The sequence below is a fragment of the Trabulsiella guamensis ATCC 49490 genome (assembly GCF_000734965.1).
Lineage (GTDB): Bacteria > Pseudomonadota > Gammaproteobacteria > Enterobacterales > Enterobacteriaceae > Trabulsiella > Trabulsiella guamensis.
This window is the reverse complement of sequence record NZ_JMTB01000027.1, coordinates 1-16,363: the sequence shown is the minus strand read 5'-3', so window position 1 is coordinate 16,363 and position 16,363 is coordinate 1. Positions and strand designations below refer to the sequence as shown.

The window sequence follows — 16,363 nt, the reverse complement described above, 5'->3', positions numbered from 1 at the left end:
GAACATTACCCCGCGTTTCCCCTCCAAATATAACTATAAGGCGGGTGCATTTTTCAGCATCACGCCCAGAACTCCCCCATTTAATATGGGACGTAAAAAAAGAGGTATATGTGTCAACTGCAAACAATAAACCAGCAGAAAGCGTTAGTCTGAATGCTTTCAAGCAACCGAAAGCGTTCTATCTCATCTTTTCTATCGAATTATGGGAACGTTTTGGTTACTACGGCCTGCAAGGGATCATGGCCGTTTACCTGGTTAAACAACTGGGTATGTCTGAAGCGGATTCAATTACTTTGTTCTCTTCCTTTAGCGCACTGGTTTACGGTCTTGTAGCGATCGGTGGCTGGCTGGGCGATAAAGTTCTGGGTACAAAACGCGTTATCATGCTGGGCGCTATCGTCCTGGCGATTGGTTATGCGTTGGTCGCATGGTCTGGTCACAACGCCGCGATCGTCTATATGGGGATGGCGACTATCGCCGTCGGTAACGGCCTGTTCAAAGCCAACCCGTCTTCCCTGCTTTCTACCTGCTACGAGAAAAATGACCCGCGTCTGGACGGTGCATTCACCATGTACTACATGTCTGTGAACATCGGTTCCTTCTTCTCTATGCTGGCAACGCCGTGGCTGGCCGTGAAGTTCGGCTGGAGCGTCGCGTTCGCGCTGAGCGTGGTCGGGATGCTGATCACCGTCGTGAACTTCGCGTTCTGCCAGAAATGGGTGAAACAGTACGGTTCTAAACCAGACTTTGCACCGGTTCATATGGGCAAACTGCTGGCGACAATCGCGGGTGTCGTGGTTCTGGTGGCGATTGCAACCTGGCTGCTGCACAACCAGGGTATCGCACGTATCGCGCTGGGTGTGATTGCGCTGGGTATCGTGTGCATCTTCGCTAAAGAAGCGTTTGGAATGCAGGGCGCGGCACGTCGTAAGATGATCGTTGCCTTCATTCTGATGCTTGAAGCGGTTGTCTTCTTCGTTCTGTACAGCCAGATGCCGACCTCACTGAACTTCTTCGCGATTCGTAACGTTGAACACTCCATCCTTGGTATCGCGTTCGAGCCGGAACAGTATCAGGCGCTGAACCCGTTCTGGATCATGATTGGTAGCCCGATCCTGGCGGCAATCTACAACAAGATGGGTGACCGTCTGCCAATGCCGCACAAATTCGCGATTGGGATGATGCTGTGCTCCGGTGCGTTCCTGGTGCTGCCGCTGGGTGCAAAATTCGCGACCGACGCTGGTATCGTCTCCGTCAACTGGTTGATCCTGAGCTACGCGCTGCAGTCCATCGGTGAACTGATGATCTCCGGTCTGGGCCTGGCGATGGTGGCGCAACTGGTGCCGCAGCGTCTGATGGGCTTCATTATGGGTAGCTGGTTCCTGACCACCGCTGGCGCCGCGATTATCGCGGGCAAAATCGCCAACCTGATGGCTGTACCGGAAAACGTCACTGATCCGCTGATGTCGCTGGAAGTCTATGGCCGCGTCTTCCTGCAGATCGGTATTGCGACCGCCGTCATTACTGTGCTGATGTTACTCACCGCGCCGAAGCTTAACCGCATGACGCTGGATGACGACAACGCAGAAAAAGCGAGCGAAACCGCAACCGCGTAACGTCATCGGGAAACGAAGAAAATTAAGCCGCTAACCTTGAGTTGGCGGCTTTTTTTTTATCACCAGCAGCACTAACATAATGCAAACCGCTGCCAAAAGGAGTTACCTATGAAATTGTTTTATAAACCTGGTGCGTGTTCGCTCGCATCACACATCGTATTGCGTGAGAGTGGACAGGACTTCACGCTGGAAGGTGTGGATCTGGCGAAAAAGATACTGGAAAACGGCGATAACTATCTGCAGGTAAATCCCAAGGGCCAGGTACCGGCTCTGCTGCTCGATGACGAGACGCTCCTGACGGAAGGTGTTGCGATTATGCAGTACATTGCCGACCGCGTGCCTGATCGCCAGTTACTGGCAGCGACGGATACCCTGAAACGTTACAAAACACTGGAGTGGCTGAACTACGTCGCCACCGAACTGCATAAAAGCTTTACCCCGCTGTTGCGCCCGGACACACCGGAAGACTACAAACCGATCGCCCGCGCCCTGCTGGAGAAAAAACTGCAGTATCTTAACGAATCGCTGAAAGATGATCAGTGGATTTGCGGCTCGCGGTTTACTATCGCCGATGCCTACCTGTTTACCGTCCTGCGCTGGGCACGAGCGGTGAAACTAAATATGGAAGGATTGAGCCACATTGCTTCCTATATGGAACGTGTTGCAGCGCGCCCTGCTGTAGCGGCGGCAATGAAAGCGGAAGGGTTGAACTAACAGACTTGTCTGCGCTTGCACGGGCCTGTGCGATTTACAGGCCGGGTGAGCGCAGCGTCACCCGGCGTGATTTACAGATTCCGGTTACTTCCAGCAGATCAGGCAGTAATTCTTTTTACCACGACGTAGTAAAGTGTAACGCCCGAAGAGACGATCGCTGTCGGTAAAGGTGTATTCCGGATCAGCCTGCTTTTCACCATTGATGGTGATAGCGTTGGAGGCAACGGTTTTACGCGCCTGTCCCCGTGACGGTTGCAATTCGGAATCCACCAGCGCCTGCAGCAGATCGGCGTCTTTGGTCATTTCCACCATCGGCACGCCATCCTGCGCCAGCTGTTCGAAATCCGCTTCGCTGAGATCACTCAGTGTGCCGTTGAACAGACTTTCGGTGATGCGTTTCGCCGCTGCCAGGCCCTCTTCGCCATGCACCAGACGTGTAACCTCGTCTGCCAGCACGTACTGCGCGCGCGGGGCTTTACCACTGTTTTTGTCTTCTTCTTCCAGCGCATTGATGGCTTCAATGTCCATGAAGGTGAAGAACTTCAGGAAGCGGTAAACGTCGGCATCTGCGGTGTTAATCCAGAACTGATAGAATTTGTACGGACTGGTTTTCTTCGGATCCAGCCACACCGCCCCACCTTCGGTTTTACCAAATTTGGTGCCGTCTGCTTTGGTGATGAGCGGAACCGTCAGACCGAACGCCTGATTCTGATGCAGACGACGGGTCAGATCGATGCCCGACGTAATGTTGCCCCACTGGTCAGAACCGCCAATTTGCAGCACTACGTTATGCAGTTTGTTCAGGCAGGCAAAGTCATACCCCTGCAACAGATTGTAGGAGAATTCGGTAAAAGAAATTCCGACATCATCGCGATTCAGGCGCTGTTTCACCGCTTCTTTGTTAATCATCTGGTTAACAGAGAAGTGCTTACCGATATCGCGCAGGAAGGTCAGCACGTTCATGTTGCCGAACCAGTCGTAGTTGTTAGCCGCGATGGCGGAGTTGCTGCCACAGTCGAAATCAAGGAACGGCGACACCTGCTTACGGATTTTGTCTACCCACTCCTGCACGGTCTCTTCCGTATTCAGCTTACGCTCGGTCGCTTTAAAACTGGGGTCGCCAATCAACCCCGTCGCGCCGCCCACCAGCGCAACCGGCTTATGACCCGCCAGCTGGAAGCGTTTCAGGCATAACAAAGGAACAAGATGCCCCAAATGCAAGCTGTCAGCGGTGGGATCGAAGCCGCAATAGAGCGCGATCGGGCCTTGCGCCAGTCGCTCTGCTAACGCTTCCTCGTCCGTCACCTGAGCCACCAGGCCCCGCTCTTGCAATTGTTTAATCAAGTTACTGCTTGCCATCAAATTCTCCATGTATAAACGGACTGCACCTCTGCCGGTACACGACTTTTCGTCAGATACGAAAGTTTCATAGAATAAAGCGCCAGCCCTTCTTGTGCCAGCGCTTAACGCAACATTTTTAGGGTTTATGGCGCAAGGCGATCGATTTTCCAGGCATTGTTATCGCGCTGATATAAAAAACGGTCATGCAGGCGGTGCTCGCCCCCCTGCCAGAATTCCATTTGCTCGATGCTGACACGGAAACCGCCCCAGAAACTGGGCAGCGGGACTTCGCCCTGCTGAAACTTTTGCTTCAGTTCAAGGAACTTGCTTTCGAGGATCCCGCGTGCCGAGATGCGGCTCGACTGTTTAGATACCCAGGCGCCTATCTGGCTGTCGCGCGGACGGCTGTGGAAGTATTTCACAACTTCCAGCGTGGAGAGTTTTTCGGCTTTACCGATGACCATCACCTGGCGTTCCAGCATGTGCCAGGGGAACAACAGGCTGATCCGCGGATTCTGTTCAATCTGGTGCGCTTTGCGGCTGCCGAGGTTGGTGTAGAACACCAGCCCTTTTTCATCATAGTGTTTGAGCAAGACGATACGCTGATAGGGCTGACCGTGTTCATCAACGGTCGCCACCACCATGGCCGTGGGATCAGCAAGTTTCGCATCACAGGCCTGGCGTAGCCAGCGTTCAAAAAGGGTTAACGGTTCTTCGGGGAGATCGCGGCGGCGAAGACCGCCACGGGTGTATTCTCTGCGCAAATGCGCGATTTGTTGCAGTTCGTCATTATCAGGCATGGCGTTCAAAATCATCAATGTCAGGAGGCGTTATTGTGCGCTCCCCGCCTGAAAATCTCAACGCTGCGGATTTTGTAACTGGCAGTTATTCAGGACGATGCGGTCACGTTTGTAGACGGTTGCCGAGTCCCCTTTCGACCAGAAAACGTATACACCATCGGTATAACGGGCACCGGAAGCGGAAAGCCCCTGTTTTAGCGTACGCAACTGGTTATCATATATGAAACTGACTTCCTCACGGGAGTTGTTGAGGTTGACGGTAAGCGGTTTTTCGTCGCACTGGTATTCCAGTTTGTCCGTTTGAATGCGCTCCACAAACTGGTTGTAGTAGCTACAGCCCGCAAGCATGAAAGGGATAACGGCGATCAATAGTTTTTTCATGGTCGATCCTGATGACTTTCCTGGTCCTGGAGGGCAAGGCCCTCCGTGAATAATTGCATTTTAACCACAGCATTATCATCAGGATTTCAGTTAACTCTGATTCTTGCGCGGGTTCGCCGGGTAAATCGCCCCCAGCACTGACGCCTCTGCCGCGCCAGTGACTGACGGCAGATTACCTGGTAATCCGGCGATCGTGCGCCACGCAAGCCAGGCGAACGCCAGCGCTTCCATGTCATCGCCGCTGATGCCTGCGTCGTCGGTGGTGGTGACCTCCGTTCCTGGCAACATTCCCGCCAGTCGCGCCATCAATAACGGGTTACGACTGCCGCCGCCACACACTAACAACCGCTCGCAGCCGCCGCTCAGCAACACCTGCTCGCTGATGGTAATTGCGGTCAGCTCCGCCAGCGTCGCCTGCACATCCTGCGGTTGCAACCCCGGGTGGCGTATCAGATGCCGCTCAAGCCAGCTCAAATTGAAATACTCACGGCCTGTACTTTTGGGCGCGGGTAAGGCAAAGAACGGATCGCTAAGCATGTCCTGCAACAACGACAGGATCACTTTCCCGCTTCCCGCCCATTCAGCGTCTTTATCATAGGGTTTGCCGCGCTGTCGCCAGATCCACGCATCCATCAGCATATTCCCCGGCCCGGTGTCGTAGCCACGCACCGGCTGGCCAGGAATCAGTAAAGAGAGATTAGCGATACCGCCGATGTTGAGCACCATGCGCCGCTCAACCGGGTGGGCCAGTAACGCACTATGGAACGCCGGAACCAGCGGCGCGCCCTGCCCGCCAAGCGCCATGTCCCGGCGGCGAAAATCCCCCACCACAGTGACGCCAGTACGCGCCACAATCTGGTTGTTATCGCCAATCTGCATGGTATGCGCGGCGGGGCCTACGGGCTCATGCCATACCGTCTGGCCGTGGCAACCAATGGCGACGATATCTTCTGCCAGTAAGCGTTCCTGGCTCATCAGCGCCAGAACCGCATCTGCGAACAGGCGCCCCAACTGCACGTCGAGCCGCCCAAGTTGCGATAGCGTCAACTGCTGCCCCTGGCAAATGCCCAACACGGCCTCTTTCAGCGGCGCGGGGATCGGATAAGTCAGACTGGCCTGCTGCGCGACCATCGTTTCATCAATAGCGGCAAGCACGACATCCACCCCATCAAGGCTGGTACCTGACATTACGCCAATATAGCGACCCGATTTCATATGCCTTCCTTAGTAAGGTTTTGAGAATTAACACTCCACCATAAAGCGTTTCGCATTGCTACGATGCGATAATAGATTTTAACAATACCTCGCAGAATAACACGAACGTGTCGTATTCAATTTTTACATAGTGTCCGTATCCGCCTTCGTTTATCTTTGGTTAAATGTGGTTTCGGTATTATTTTTAGATTCTGCAGCCAGAACTGATGCCCTGCTGCGCGCAAATACCATATAATTGCATGATGACGGATGCTCGACCGAGCGTTACATGTGAACAGGAGATTCATAAATGATGTTACGTATTTTAGCCGTTTCTATGGTGGGTTTATCACTGGCTGGCTGTGTCAGTAGCAGTGGCCTGTCCGGAGACGTATATACCGCATCCGAGGCGAAACAGGTTCAGAACGTTACCTACGGAACCATTGTCCACGTGCGTCCGGTCCAGATTCAGGGCGGTAATGATACCAACGCTATTGGTGCTATTGGTGGTGCTGTTCTGGGTGGTTTCCTCGGGAATACCATCGGCGGCGGTACGGGTCGCTCGCTAGCAACGGCCGCAGGCGCCGTGGCTGGTGGCGTTGCAGGCCAGGGCGTTCAGGGGGCAATGAACAAAACCCAGGGTGTTGAACTGGAAATTCGTAAGGATGACGGCAACACCATTATGGTGGTGCAGAAACAGGGTGATACCCGTTTCTCAGCCGGTCAGCGTGTCGCTATGGCCAGCAATGGCAGCCAGGTGACTGTTTCTCCGCGTTAAATTCTTCCTGCGTGGCGCACCCAGCGCCACGCTTTTTCTTTTTACTTGTGCTGACAGTTTTTTATTTTTGCTTAATCTTTCAAACATAGTATTACCATAAAAATTGCCATCAGAATTTTCGCGACTGCTTTATTTGTTCAGGCGCAATATTTTCTGATAAATAAAAAGATAGACTCTCTTTAACGCGGGAAGGACACCTGCACAACTTGGGCTGTATATTGCAGTCTGCTTACTTTGAGATGTCTATTATGGTTAACGCTACGCGACACTATTCACGCCACGCCTTTTTGTTCATTACTATCTGTATTACCGCCATTTTTATCTTTTTTTATCTGTCTATGCTAACCATCAGGCATGCACCAGGTATCAGCACTGTCATATTTCCGACGATGACGATATTTCTGTTAGTGTTTCATACAATGGTAGCAGGCTTCATGTTTATGAAGTATATCTGCGAAAGACGACGCTTGTATCTGATGCCCATCGCCTGTGCCTTCGCCGGTTCCGCACTGCTTATGCTGGGCACCCTCAGCAGTTATCCGCAGTGGTATTTGTGTAACGCAGGGCACTTAATTAATTACAATGATGCAATTATCTTCTACTTTTTCCGTAACATTATGATGGCAACGTTATTTGTCGCCTCTGTCATATTGTTCAAATTTCGTCGCCATGATATGCATACACGAAACATTCATTCATGGATATTATTTGCCGTTATTACATTCACAGCATCAATGATTACGCTCTCCTGGTTTTACTCCAGTAGTTCTTCATTACTCAGCGTGAATTTTATTGATAATTTGACCTATGCATTTACCCCGCTGTGGCGAGATATTATTGGCTGGAGCCTCGTCGCGATGTGGTGCGCAGCGCTCATAATATTAATTTTTATTTCGCGGCTGCGGAATATATTCTGGTACAGCGGCGGTTTTTTCTGCGTCTGTTTTATCGTGACGCTCGCGGTTTTGCTGTCGTCCGATCACAGCGCCGGTTACACCTGGTATCAGGCCCGTTTCATTGAAACCGTCTCTACGCTGTTTCTGATTTTTGTTCTGCTGTGCGACGTGTTCAATCTGTACCGCAAATCCCACGACAAATATCTCGATTCTTATCAAAACTCGATTCGTGACCCGCTGACCCGGCTATACAACCGGAGCTACTTTTACGATACGTTGACGCAGCAATTGCCAGGTACTACCGCTGCCCGTCCGCTGTCGGTCATCGTCAGCGATCTTGACCGCTTTAAACGCATTAATGATCAGTACGGGCATCTGCAGGGCGATAAGGTGATCCAGTTTGTCTCTGGGGTATTGCAGAACGCTGTACGCGACAAAGACGTTGCCGCGAGGATCGGCGGCGAGGAATTTGCCGTGTTACTGACCAACACATCCGCCACAGAGGCCCTCAACGTGGCGGAACGCATCCGGCAGACGATTTGTCAGCAGGCTCCACAAAGCAGCGACGGGCAACTGCCAGAGCCTGTCACCATCAGCATGGGGGTATTTACCGCCACTGCGTATGATTTATCCGCTGAAGAGTGTGTGCAACGCGCCGACCAGGCTATGTACGCCGCCAAAGAAGCGGGACGTAATCGCGTGGTAGTCTGGCAGTAAACGAGAAAAAGAAAGGCCTTGCGGATGCAAGGCCTTTTATTCGGGATACGGGATTGCTCAGTCTCTTGCCTGCAGCTCAAGAATATTTTGCTCAATACGCGAAATCAGATTGAGCAGCATGTTCAGTTCATCCGAGGTGATGCCAGAAAGAATTTCACCGCGTGTTTTCCTGATCACCGCTTCCATCTCTTCAATCAGCGGCTCAGCTTTCTCAGTGAGCTTAATGCGCTTAGCACGACGATCGCTTGCACATGTCTGGCGAGAGATGAGTCCTTTCTCCTCCAGTTGGTCAAGCGTTCTCACCAGTGACGGTTGCTCGATGCCAATCGCTTTAGCCAGTTGAATTTGCGACTGCTCAGGTGGAAGCTGATGAATGTTATGCAGCGTCACCCAATGCGTTTGCGTCAATTCCAGAGGTTTCAGGCGATGGTCGATCAGAGCACGCCAGATGCGCACTAACCGGGCCAGATCAGAACCTAGTGGCGATTCCAATTTCATCTCCTTATAATTAGCTTGCTAAGTTATTATACTGATTTTAAGATAGTGTGCAGCATTTAACATACCAAAACAATGTATTGCCTTCTTAACGCAAACCAAAGCAATGATTTATACTCTCAATAGTTATAAATGCGTTTTGCCGATGTGGATCCCACAATTGGCCTCTTATTACGCCCTGGCAAAGGATTTCTGCTCGTGATGTTAACATTTACTGCATCAGGACTGCCTCTTCAGGATCTGGTGGTCGGCGCATCCATTTATTTCCCTCCGCTGTTCAAAGCCGTCCTGTTGGGCTTTCTGATCTGGCTTGTCGCCCACCGCCAGTTACGCGACTGGATGTACGCGGGCGATATCTGGCATCCCATGCTGATGGATCTCTCTTTATTCGCACTGTCGGTGTCTCTGGCGCTGGTGCTTATTGTGTCGTGGTGATGTCTGATGATGAAAAAACTCAAGTATTTTTCGACCCTGTTCATTGCCGCCATCGCCCTGGTCATTGTCTGGCTGGTCTGGAATTACTATATGCAGTCGCCCTGGACACGCGACGGCAAAGTGCGCGCGGAACAGGTCAGCATCACGCCCCAGGTTTCAGGAAGTATTCAGGCGATAAATGTAAAAGATAACCAGTTGGTGAAAGCCGGCGACGTGCTGTTTCGCATTGACGACACGCCGTACAACATTGCGGTACTGAATGCACAGGCAGAGCTGGCAAAGGCGCAGACCGACTTAGTCAAAGCCACTCACGAAGCCACCCGCCGTCGCAACCTGCCACAAAACTACATTTCCGCTGAAGACCTCGATACGGCAAACGTCACGGTGAAAGCGGCGAAAGCCTCTGTCGATGCGGCGCAGGCTTCACTGGAACACGCCCGCTGGCAGCTTGCGCAGACGGTCATCAAAGCGCCCGTCGATGGCTGGGTCACGAACCTTTCCACTCGCGTGGGCAGCTATGCCACTGAAGGCCAACCGGTTTTTGCCCTGGTCGACAGCCACTCGTTTTATGTCATTGGTTATTTCGAGGAGACCAAACTGCGACATATCCGCGCGGGCGACAGCGCGGAAATTATCCTCTACAGCAACAATCAAACGTTACGCGGTCACGTTTCCAGTATAGGACGCGCCATTTATGATCAGAGCGTAGAGAGCGACAGTGGTCTGGTGGCCGACATCAAACCCAATATTCCCTGGGTACGCCTGGCGCAGCGCGTCCCGGTACGCATCGAGTTTGATAACCTGCCATCGGAGATCACATTGGTTTCAGGCACCACCTGCACTGTTGCGGTCGGCAGAAACGAATGACCTTTCCTGCCCTGACGTGGCGGTCACTGCCGTGGATTAAAGCTTCGCGGCCGCAATGGCGCTACGCGTTGCGTAACGGCATTGCCATGTGTCTTGCGCTCAGCATTGCTTATTACCTGAATCTCGACGAGCCCTACTGGGCAATGACTTCGGCGGCGGTTGTCAGTTTTCCCACCGTCGGCGGCGTTATCAGCAAAAGTTTCGGACGCATTGCAGGGAGTCTGTTTGGCGCGACCGCCGCACTGATCATTGCCGGTCATACACTGACCGACCCGTGGTTTTTTCTCTTCAGCATGTCAGCGTGGATTGCACTTTGCACCTGGGCCTGCGCGATGTTCACCAATAACGTCGCCTATGCCTTCCAGTTGGCCGGTTATACCTGCGCGATTATTGCCTTCCCGGTGATCAACGTGGTCGACCCGACCGAGCTGTGGGACATCGCCCAGGCGCGCGTCTGCGAAGTAATCGTCGGGATCCTGTGCGGCGGTACGATGATGATGATCATGCCCAGTACTTCTGACGGTACCACGTTGCTGACAGCGCTAAAAAACATGCACACCCGGTTGCTGGAGCATGCCAGCCTGCTCTGGCAACCTGACACCACTGACGCCATTCGAATTGCCCATCAAAGCATTATCAGTCAGATCCTGACCGCCAACCTGCTGCGCATTCAGGCATTCTGGAGTCATTACCGTTTCCGCCGTCAGAACAGCCTGCTCAATTACCTGCTGCATCAGCAATTACGGTTGATCAGCGTTATTTCCAGCCTGCGACGGTTACTGTTGAACTGGCCGTCACCTCCGGATAATGTGCGGCCTGTCATTGAGGCTTTGCTGATTGAACTTGCCCGGCCAGGAAGCGATTTTTACCATGTCTCGCGCATCATCGCGCCACTGGCACCGACGGATCCGCAGGATTATCGTCATCATGCGTTCTGGCACCGGCTGCGCTATTTCTGCCGCGTGTATCTGAAAAACAGTTACTGGCTCAACCGACTGGAAAACGCCACCGCAATTACCGAGTTTGATGTTCCCCGGGCGCCGGCGCTGGCACGGCATACTGATCACGCCGAAGCGCTGTGGAACGGTATTCGAACCTTTTGCGCACTGGTCGCTGTCGGCGCATGGAGCATCAGTACCCAATGGGACGCGGGTGCTTCCGCCCTGACGCTGGCGTCGATTTGTTGCGTGCTTTACTCCGCCTCACCGTCACCGTTCAATTCACTGACCCTGCTAATGCGTACACTTATCCTGCTGTCGCTGTTCAGTTTCATGGTCAAGTTCGGCCTGATGGTGCAGATCAGCGAGCTGTGGCAGTTTCTGCTGTTTCTCTTTCCGCTGCTCACCACCATGCAACTGCTCAAATTGCAGATGCCGAAACTGGCGGGCTTATGGGGGCAACTGATTGTCTTTATGGGATCGTTCATCGCCGTCACAAACCCGCCCGTGTATGATTTCGGCGATTTTCTCAATGACAATCTGGCCAAAATTCTTGGCGTGGGACTGGCGTGGACTGCCTTTGCGATCCTGCGTCCGGGCTCGGATGCGCGCAAAAGCCGTCGTCACATCCATGCGTTACGGTGTCACTTTGTTGACCAGCTCAGCCGCCGCCCTGCCCATTCAGAGCATGAATTTGAGTCGCTGGTGTATCATCACGTCAGCCAGTTAAGTAACAGTAAGGATGCGCTGGCGCGCCGCTGGCTGCTGCGCTGGGGAGTGGTTTTACTCAATTGTTCGCATGTGGTCTGGCAACTGCGCGAGTGGGAAGCGCGATCTGACCCGCTGTCACAAGTGCGCGATCTCTGCATAACGCTGTTGCGCGATGTCATGAACGAGCGCGGCGTTCAGCACCGACCACTGGCATCTTCATTACAGGAACTTCAGCGGATTTGCGATGCGCTGGCGAAACATCATCAACCCGCAGCGCGGGAACTGGCGTCGCTTATCTGGCGGCTGTACTGCTCTCTTTCACAACTGGAACAGGCCCTGCCGGACGGGGCCATTGCGGAGTGAAATACAATCACTCCGCACGGGTAACGCGATTACGGGACGTCGTAGCCCAGCGCCGCCTTGCGGATGCGGAACCATTGCTGGCGCGTCATATTCAGATCGGCTGCCACAATCGCTGAGCGCACGCGTTCAATCTTGCCAGAGCCGATAATCGGCAACGGCTGCGACGGCAGACGCATCACCCAGGCATAAACCACCTGTTCGATACTTCCCGCATTCAGTTCCTGGGCAATCGTCGTCAGTTCATCACGCAGAGGCTGGAAAGTCGCATCGTTAAACAGACGGCCGCCGCCAAGGCAAGACCATGCCATCGGACGAATACGCAGCTGTTGTAACTGATCCAGCGTACCGTCAAGCAGCAGCGGCTGGTGAACCGGAGAAATCTCCACCTGGTTAGTCGCCAGCGTAAACGGTAAACGGGACTGCAATAGCGCGAACTGTGCCGGCGTAAAGTTTGAAACGCCGAAATGGCGCACTTTGCCACTCTGATGCAGCGTCAGGAAGGCTTCCGCAACCTCGTCGGCATCCATGAGAGGATCAGGACGGTGGATGAGCAACAGATCAAGCGCATCGGTTGCCAGATTCTTCAGCGACTGCTCGGCACTACGCACGATGTGGTCACGATCGGTAATGTAATGGCCGATAACGTTTTCCGCCCGCGCCGTAGTGGCGATACCGCATTTGCTGACGATTTCCATCCGCTGACGCAGATGCGGCGCCAGTTTCAGCGCTTCACCAAAGGCCGCTTCACACTGGTAACCGCCATAAATATCGGCGTGATCAACGGTTGTAATGCCGAGATCCAGATGCTCTTCGATAAAACTCACCAGCTGGCGTGGGGACATGTTCCAGTCCATCAGCCGCCAGTATCCCATCACGAAACGGGAAAATTCCGGCCCTTGCGGTGCCAGGGTAATTCGCTGAACCATAACAGCTTCCTCAATAAAGACCTGCGGAGAGTATACGCAAAATTATCACTAAAACAGTGAAGGCTGCTCAGGATCTTCAGGCGGAATTGCTTTGGTTGCGCGTAATTTGCGCAGCAAACGCTGACGGCAGAGGCGAAGTACCTCCTGCTTTTGGGCATCGCTCAGTGTTTGCCAGTGGAAACGCTCATCCCGGCTTCGCATACAGCCACGACAGTAGCCGCGCTCATCTGACTGACAAATTCCCCGGCACGGGCTTTGTACCGGAAAGAATTCCAGTTGTTCAGCCACTTTCTGCCCTCAGTTGGTGGATCATTCTTCTCATTGAAGACGCTTCACTCGCCATGCGCAACCTTTATTCAAAAAAAGCGCATGCAGATTCGGCTTGCATTAGACCGATCGGTCTACTACAGTAGCCCTCATGAACAGACATACTGATTGTGATACCCGTGAACATATCCTTGCCACCGGTGAGCAGCTTTGCATGCACCGCGGTTTTACCGGGATGGGGCTTAGCGAACTGTTAAAGACCGCCGAAGTTCCGAAGGGTTCGTTTTACCATTATTTTCGCTCAAAAGAGGCCTTTGGCGTTGCCATGCTGGAGCGCTATTTTGAGGATTATCATCAGCGTCTGACAGTGCACTTTACCCATGGTGAAGGCAATTATCGTGATCGTTTGCTGGCATATTATCAGCACACTCTGACGCAGTTCATCGAACAAGGGATTATCAGCGGCTGTCTGACGGTCAAGCTGACCGCTGAAGTGTGTGACCTGTCAGAAGCGATGCGCGCAGAAATGAACAAAGGCGCGCAGAGGATCACCGCCCTGCTCGCACAGGCGCTGGAAGATGGCCGCACCGAAGGCAGCCTGGCATTTGACGGCCATGCCGCGGAGCTGGCGCAAGTGCTCTACTCACTGTGGCTGGGCGCCAATTTGCAGGCCAAGATGTCCCGCTGCGCCACGGCGCTGGAAAGTGCGCTGGCACACGTCAGAACATTGATTACCGCGCCTGCGGCATAACAGGCGCTAAAATTTACAACATCACTAGACGACCGGTCTACTCAGGAGTCACCATGTCACAACAAAAAGTATTTACCCCACTGAAAGTGGGTGCGATTACCGTTCCAAACCGTGTTTTTATGGCACCGCTGACCCGCCTTCGCAGCATTGAGCCGGGTGATATTCCGACACCGCTAATGGGCGAATATTATCGCCAGCGCGCCAGCGCCGGATTAATCATCTCCGAAGCCACGCAAATTTCTGCACAGGCGAAAGGCTATGCGGGCGCACCGGGACTGCACAGCCTGGAACAAATCGCAGCATGGAAAAAAATCACCGACGGCGTGCATGCGGCACAGGGCCATATGGCCGTTCAGCTGTGGCACACGGGGCGTATTTCCCACGCCAGCCTTCAGCCTGGCGGGAAAGCGCCGGTAGCACCGTCTGCCATTAGTGGTGGTACACGTACTTCACTGCGTGATGAAAACGGTAATACTTACCGCGAAGATACCTCGATGCCGCGCGCGCTGGCGCTGGAAGAGATCACGGGGATTGTGAATGATTTCCGTCAGGCGATCGCTAATGCCCGTGAAGCCGGGTTTGATATGGTTGAACTACACTCCGCACACGGTTATCTGTTGCATCAGTTCCTGTCGCCAACCTCTAACCATCGTACCGACCAGTACGGCGGCAGCGTGGAAAACCGCGCGCGTCTGGTGCTGGAAGTGGTGGATGCGGGGATTAAAGAATGGGGTGCCGATCGCATCGGGATCCGTGTCTCGCCAGTGGGTACGTTCCAGAACCTTGATAATGGCCCGAACGAAGAAGCCGATGCATTGTACCTGATTGAACAGCTCGGCAAGCGTGGCATTGCATATCTGCATATGTCTGAGCCTGACTGGGCGGGTGGCCAGCCTTACAGTGAGGCATTCCGCCGCAAAGTGCGTGAACGTTTCCATGGCCCGATTGTGGGCGCGGGCGCGTACACGATGGAAAAAGCCGACGATCTACTCAACAAAGGACTGATTGACGCCGTGGCATTCGGCCGTGACTGGATAGCCAACCCGGATCTGGTCGCCCGTCTGCAACGCAAGGCAGAACTGAACCCACAGCGGCCGGAAAGTTTCTATGGCGGCGGCGCTGAAGGCTACACTGATTACCCCACGCTGTAATCCCTACATTGATAGCGGCGGTCATCCGCCGCTATACTAAAACATTGTTCTGAATGTATTGTTATCAAAGATAAGGGGATTTTATGCGCTTACTTCACACTATGCTCCGTGTAGGCGACCTGCAGCGTTCCATTGACTTCTATACGAAAGTCCTCGGCATGCAATTGCTGCGCACCAGCGAAAACCCGGAGTATAAATACTCGCTAGCCTTCGTTGGCTACGGCCCGGAAAGCGATGAAGCCGTGATTGAGCTGACCTACAACTGGGGTGTGGACAGCTACGATCTGGGTACGGCGTATGGTCATATCGCGCTCAGCGTTGAGAACGCAGCAGAAGCCTGCGAACGCATCCGCAGAAACGGCGGTAACGTGACCCGCGAAGCTGGCCCGGTAAAAGGCGGCACCACGGTCATCGCTTTTGTGGAAGATCCGGACGGCTACAAAATCGAGCTTATCGAAGAGAAAGATGCCGGCAAAGGCCTTGGCAACTGATCCTGTCTCTTCACGGGTGCTACGGCACCCGTCCTTTTATGCCCCGCTACAAAGATCAGGCAAAATTTGCCATAATGCGCGCTACTTTTTTTACGTCTAAGAGATTCTGATGTCCGACAACGCTCAACTTAATGGTCTGTGCGACCGTTTCCGTGGTTTTTATCCCGTGGTGATTGATGTGGAAACGGCCGGGTTTAACGCCAGTACGGATGCGCTGCTTGAAATCGCCGCCGTGACGTTAAAAATGGATGAGCATGGCTGGTTGATGCCGGATACCACACTGCATTTCCATGTAGAACCGTTTGAAGGCGCAAATCTTCAGCCAGAAGCGCTGGCGTTCAATGGTATCGACCCGAGCAACCCGCTGCGGGGCGCGGTTAGCGAACATGACGCGCTGCATGCCATCTTCAAAGCCGTGCGTAAGGGAATCAAAGAGAGTGGCTGCAACCGGGCGATCATGGTGGCGCACAATGCAACCTTCGACCACAGCTTCATGATGGCGGCCGCAGAGCGCGCCTCACTCAGGCGCAA

The 16,363-nt window shown here is 53.4% G+C and carries 18 protein-coding genes; 11 read left to right on the top strand and 7 right to left on the bottom strand.

What is annotated here, in order from left to right; translation table 11 throughout:
* Positions 1-110 precede the first annotated feature (110 nt).
* Together dtpA and gstA are read left to right on the top strand one after the other, a co-directional pair.
* A complete protein-coding gene (dtpA, locus tag GTGU_RS02410; RefSeq protein ID WP_038153982.1) occupies positions 111-1,616 on the top strand; it encodes a dipeptide/tripeptide permease DtpA in 1,506 nt (501 codons plus the stop codon).
* A gap of 108 nt (positions 1,617-1,724) precedes the next feature.
* Positions 1,725-2,330 carry a glutathione transferase GstA gene (gene gstA / locus GTGU_RS02405; protein ID WP_038153981.1) on the top strand — a complete coding sequence of 202 codons (606 nt, stop codon included), beginning with the start codon at positions 1,725-1,727 and terminating at the stop codon, positions 2,328-2,330.
* An 84-nt stretch (positions 2,331-2,414) separates the two neighbouring features.
* Here gstA and tyrS read toward each other — a convergent pair whose 3' ends face one another.
* The 4 genes from tyrS to anmK form a co-directional block, all read right to left on the bottom strand.
* Positions 2,415-3,689: a tyrosine--tRNA ligase gene (gene tyrS, locus GTGU_RS02400; RefSeq protein ID WP_038153980.1), complete on the bottom strand. Its 1,275-nt coding sequence runs from the start codon at positions 3,687-3,689 to the stop codon at positions 2,415-2,417.
* A gap of 125 nt (positions 3,690-3,814) precedes the next feature.
* Entirely contained in the window at positions 3,815-4,471 is a 657-nt protein-coding gene (pdxH, locus tag GTGU_RS02395) for a pyridoxamine 5'-phosphate oxidase (RefSeq protein ID WP_156964020.1), read from the bottom strand.
* A 57-nt stretch (positions 4,472-4,528) separates the two neighbouring features.
* Positions 4,529-4,852 (bottom strand): C-type lysozyme inhibitor, encoded by a 324-nt coding sequence (mliC, locus tag GTGU_RS02390; RefSeq protein ID WP_038153978.1) that lies wholly within the window; start codon positions 4,850-4,852, stop codon positions 4,529-4,531.
* Positions 4,853-4,942: 90 nt separating this feature from the next.
* The gene (anmK, locus tag GTGU_RS02385; RefSeq protein WP_038153977.1) at positions 4,943-6,067 is read right to left on the bottom strand and encodes an anhydro-N-acetylmuramic acid kinase; all 1,125 of its coding nucleotides are present in this window, start codon (positions 6,065-6,067) and stop codon (positions 4,943-4,945) included.
* Between the two features lie 289 nt (positions 6,068-6,356).
* Between anmK and slyB the strand changes: the two genes are divergently transcribed.
* Both slyB and GTGU_RS02375 read left to right on the top strand, forming a co-directional pair.
* Positions 6,357-6,824, top strand: coding sequence for an outer membrane lipoprotein SlyB (gene slyB / locus GTGU_RS02380; protein WP_038153976.1), 468 nt, complete (start codon positions 6,357-6,359; stop codon positions 6,822-6,824).
* Between the two features lie 248 nt (positions 6,825-7,072).
* The gene (locus GTGU_RS02375; RefSeq protein ID WP_038153975.1) at positions 7,073-8,437 is read left to right on the top strand and encodes a sensor domain-containing diguanylate cyclase; all 1,365 of its coding nucleotides are present in this window, start codon (positions 7,073-7,075) and stop codon (positions 8,435-8,437) included.
* Positions 8,438-8,494: 57 nt separating this feature from the next.
* Here GTGU_RS02375 and slyA read toward each other — a convergent pair whose 3' ends face one another.
* Complete coding sequence (slyA, locus tag GTGU_RS02370; RefSeq protein ID WP_038153974.1) at positions 8,495-8,935, bottom strand: transcriptional regulator SlyA; 441 nt, start codon at positions 8,933-8,935, stop codon at positions 8,495-8,497.
* 198 nt (positions 8,936-9,133) lie between these two features.
* Here slyA and GTGU_RS02365 point away from each other — a divergent pair, with 198 nt between their 5' ends.
* The 3 genes from GTGU_RS02365 to GTGU_RS02355 are packed head-to-tail and all read left to right on the top strand — an operon-like array spanning position 9,134 to position 12,246.
* Positions 9,134-9,367, top strand: coding sequence for a DUF1656 domain-containing protein (locus GTGU_RS02365; RefSeq protein WP_156964018.1), 234 nt, complete (start codon positions 9,134-9,136; stop codon positions 9,365-9,367).
* A gap of 9 nt (positions 9,368-9,376) precedes the next feature.
* Entirely contained in the window at positions 9,377-10,234 is an 858-nt protein-coding gene (locus GTGU_RS02360) for an efflux RND transporter periplasmic adaptor subunit (protein ID WP_038154015.1), read from the top strand.
* Positions 10,231-12,246: an FUSC family protein gene (locus GTGU_RS02355; RefSeq protein WP_038153973.1), complete on the top strand. Its 2,016-nt coding sequence runs from the start codon at positions 10,231-10,233 to the stop codon at positions 12,244-12,246. The genes GTGU_RS02360 and GTGU_RS02355 overlap by 4 nt, the downstream gene beginning before the upstream one ends.
* Positions 12,247-12,275: 29 nt before the next feature.
* Here the strand turns inward: GTGU_RS02355 and GTGU_RS02350 are convergent, their stop codons facing one another.
* Both GTGU_RS02350 and GTGU_RS02345 read right to left on the bottom strand, forming a co-directional pair.
* Positions 12,276-13,172 (bottom strand): aldo/keto reductase, encoded by an 897-nt coding sequence (locus GTGU_RS02350; RefSeq protein WP_038153972.1) that lies wholly within the window; start codon positions 13,170-13,172, stop codon positions 12,276-12,278.
* Between the two features lie 48 nt (positions 13,173-13,220).
* A complete protein-coding gene (locus GTGU_RS02345; protein WP_038153971.1) occupies positions 13,221-13,460 on the bottom strand; it encodes a DUF1289 domain-containing protein in 240 nt (79 codons plus the stop codon).
* A 130-nt stretch (positions 13,461-13,590) separates the two neighbouring features.
* On the opposite strand from GTGU_RS02345, the gene GTGU_RS02340 reads away from it, so the two are divergent.
* From GTGU_RS02340 to GTGU_RS02325, 4 genes are all read left to right on the top strand, one after another.
* A complete protein-coding gene (locus GTGU_RS02340; RefSeq protein WP_038153970.1) occupies positions 13,591-14,190 on the top strand; it encodes a TetR/AcrR family transcriptional regulator in 600 nt (199 codons plus the stop codon).
* Between the two features lie 53 nt (positions 14,191-14,243).
* The gene (gene nemA, locus GTGU_RS02335; protein WP_038153969.1) at positions 14,244-15,341 is read left to right on the top strand and encodes an alkene reductase; all 1,098 of its coding nucleotides are present in this window, start codon (positions 14,244-14,246) and stop codon (positions 15,339-15,341) included.
* Positions 15,342-15,424: 83 nt separating this feature from the next.
* Positions 15,425-15,832, top strand: coding sequence for a lactoylglutathione lyase (gene gloA, locus GTGU_RS02330; protein ID WP_038153967.1), 408 nt, complete (start codon positions 15,425-15,427; stop codon positions 15,830-15,832).
* Between the two features lie 109 nt (positions 15,833-15,941).
* Positions 15,942-16,363, top strand: a 422-nt coding sequence (locus GTGU_RS02325) for an exonuclease domain-containing protein (protein WP_038153966.1), incomplete at its 3' end; no start/stop codon positions are given.

Excerpts from the sequence above, each read along its gene's own strand:
- gstA (WP_038153981.1), top strand. The coding sequence starts at position 1,725 with ATGAAATTGTTTTATAAACCTGGTGCGTGTTCGCTCGCATCACACATC.
- tyrS (WP_038153980.1), bottom strand. The coding sequence starts at position 3,689 with ATGGCAAGCAGTAACTTGATTAAACAATTGCAAGAGCGGGGCCTGGTG.
- pdxH (WP_156964020.1), bottom strand. The coding sequence starts at position 4,471 with ATGCCTGATAATGACGAACTGCAACAAATCGCGCATTTGCGCAGAGAA.
- mliC (WP_038153978.1), bottom strand. The coding sequence starts at position 4,852 with ATGAAAAAACTATTGATCGCCGTTATCCCTTTCATGCTTGCGGGCTGT.
- anmK (WP_038153977.1), bottom strand. The coding sequence starts at position 6,067 with ATGAAATCGGGTCGCTATATTGGCGTAATGTCAGGTACCAGCCTTGAT.
- slyB (WP_038153976.1), top strand. The coding sequence starts at position 6,357 with ATGATGTTACGTATTTTAGCCGTTTCTATGGTGGGTTTATCACTGGCT.
- GTGU_RS02375 (WP_038153975.1), top strand. The coding sequence starts at position 7,073 with ATGGTTAACGCTACGCGACACTATTCACGCCACGCCTTTTTGTTCATT.
- slyA (WP_038153974.1), bottom strand. The coding sequence starts at position 8,935 with ATGAAATTGGAATCGCCACTAGGTTCTGATCTGGCCCGGTTAGTGCGC.
- GTGU_RS02365 (WP_156964018.1), top strand. The coding sequence starts at position 9,134 with ATGTTAACATTTACTGCATCAGGACTGCCTCTTCAGGATCTGGTGGTC.
- GTGU_RS02360 (WP_038154015.1), top strand. The coding sequence starts at position 9,377 with ATGAAAAAACTCAAGTATTTTTCGACCCTGTTCATTGCCGCCATCGCC.
- GTGU_RS02355 (WP_038153973.1), top strand. The coding sequence starts at position 10,231 with ATGACCTTTCCTGCCCTGACGTGGCGGTCACTGCCGTGGATTAAAGCT.
- GTGU_RS02350 (WP_038153972.1), bottom strand. The coding sequence starts at position 13,172 with ATGGTTCAGCGAATTACCCTGGCACCGCAAGGGCCGGAATTTTCCCGT.
- GTGU_RS02340 (WP_038153970.1), top strand. The coding sequence starts at position 13,591 with ATGAACAGACATACTGATTGTGATACCCGTGAACATATCCTTGCCACC.
- nemA (WP_038153969.1), top strand. The coding sequence starts at position 14,244 with ATGTCACAACAAAAAGTATTTACCCCACTGAAAGTGGGTGCGATTACC.
- gloA (WP_038153967.1), top strand. The coding sequence starts at position 15,425 with ATGCGCTTACTTCACACTATGCTCCGTGTAGGCGACCTGCAGCGTTCC.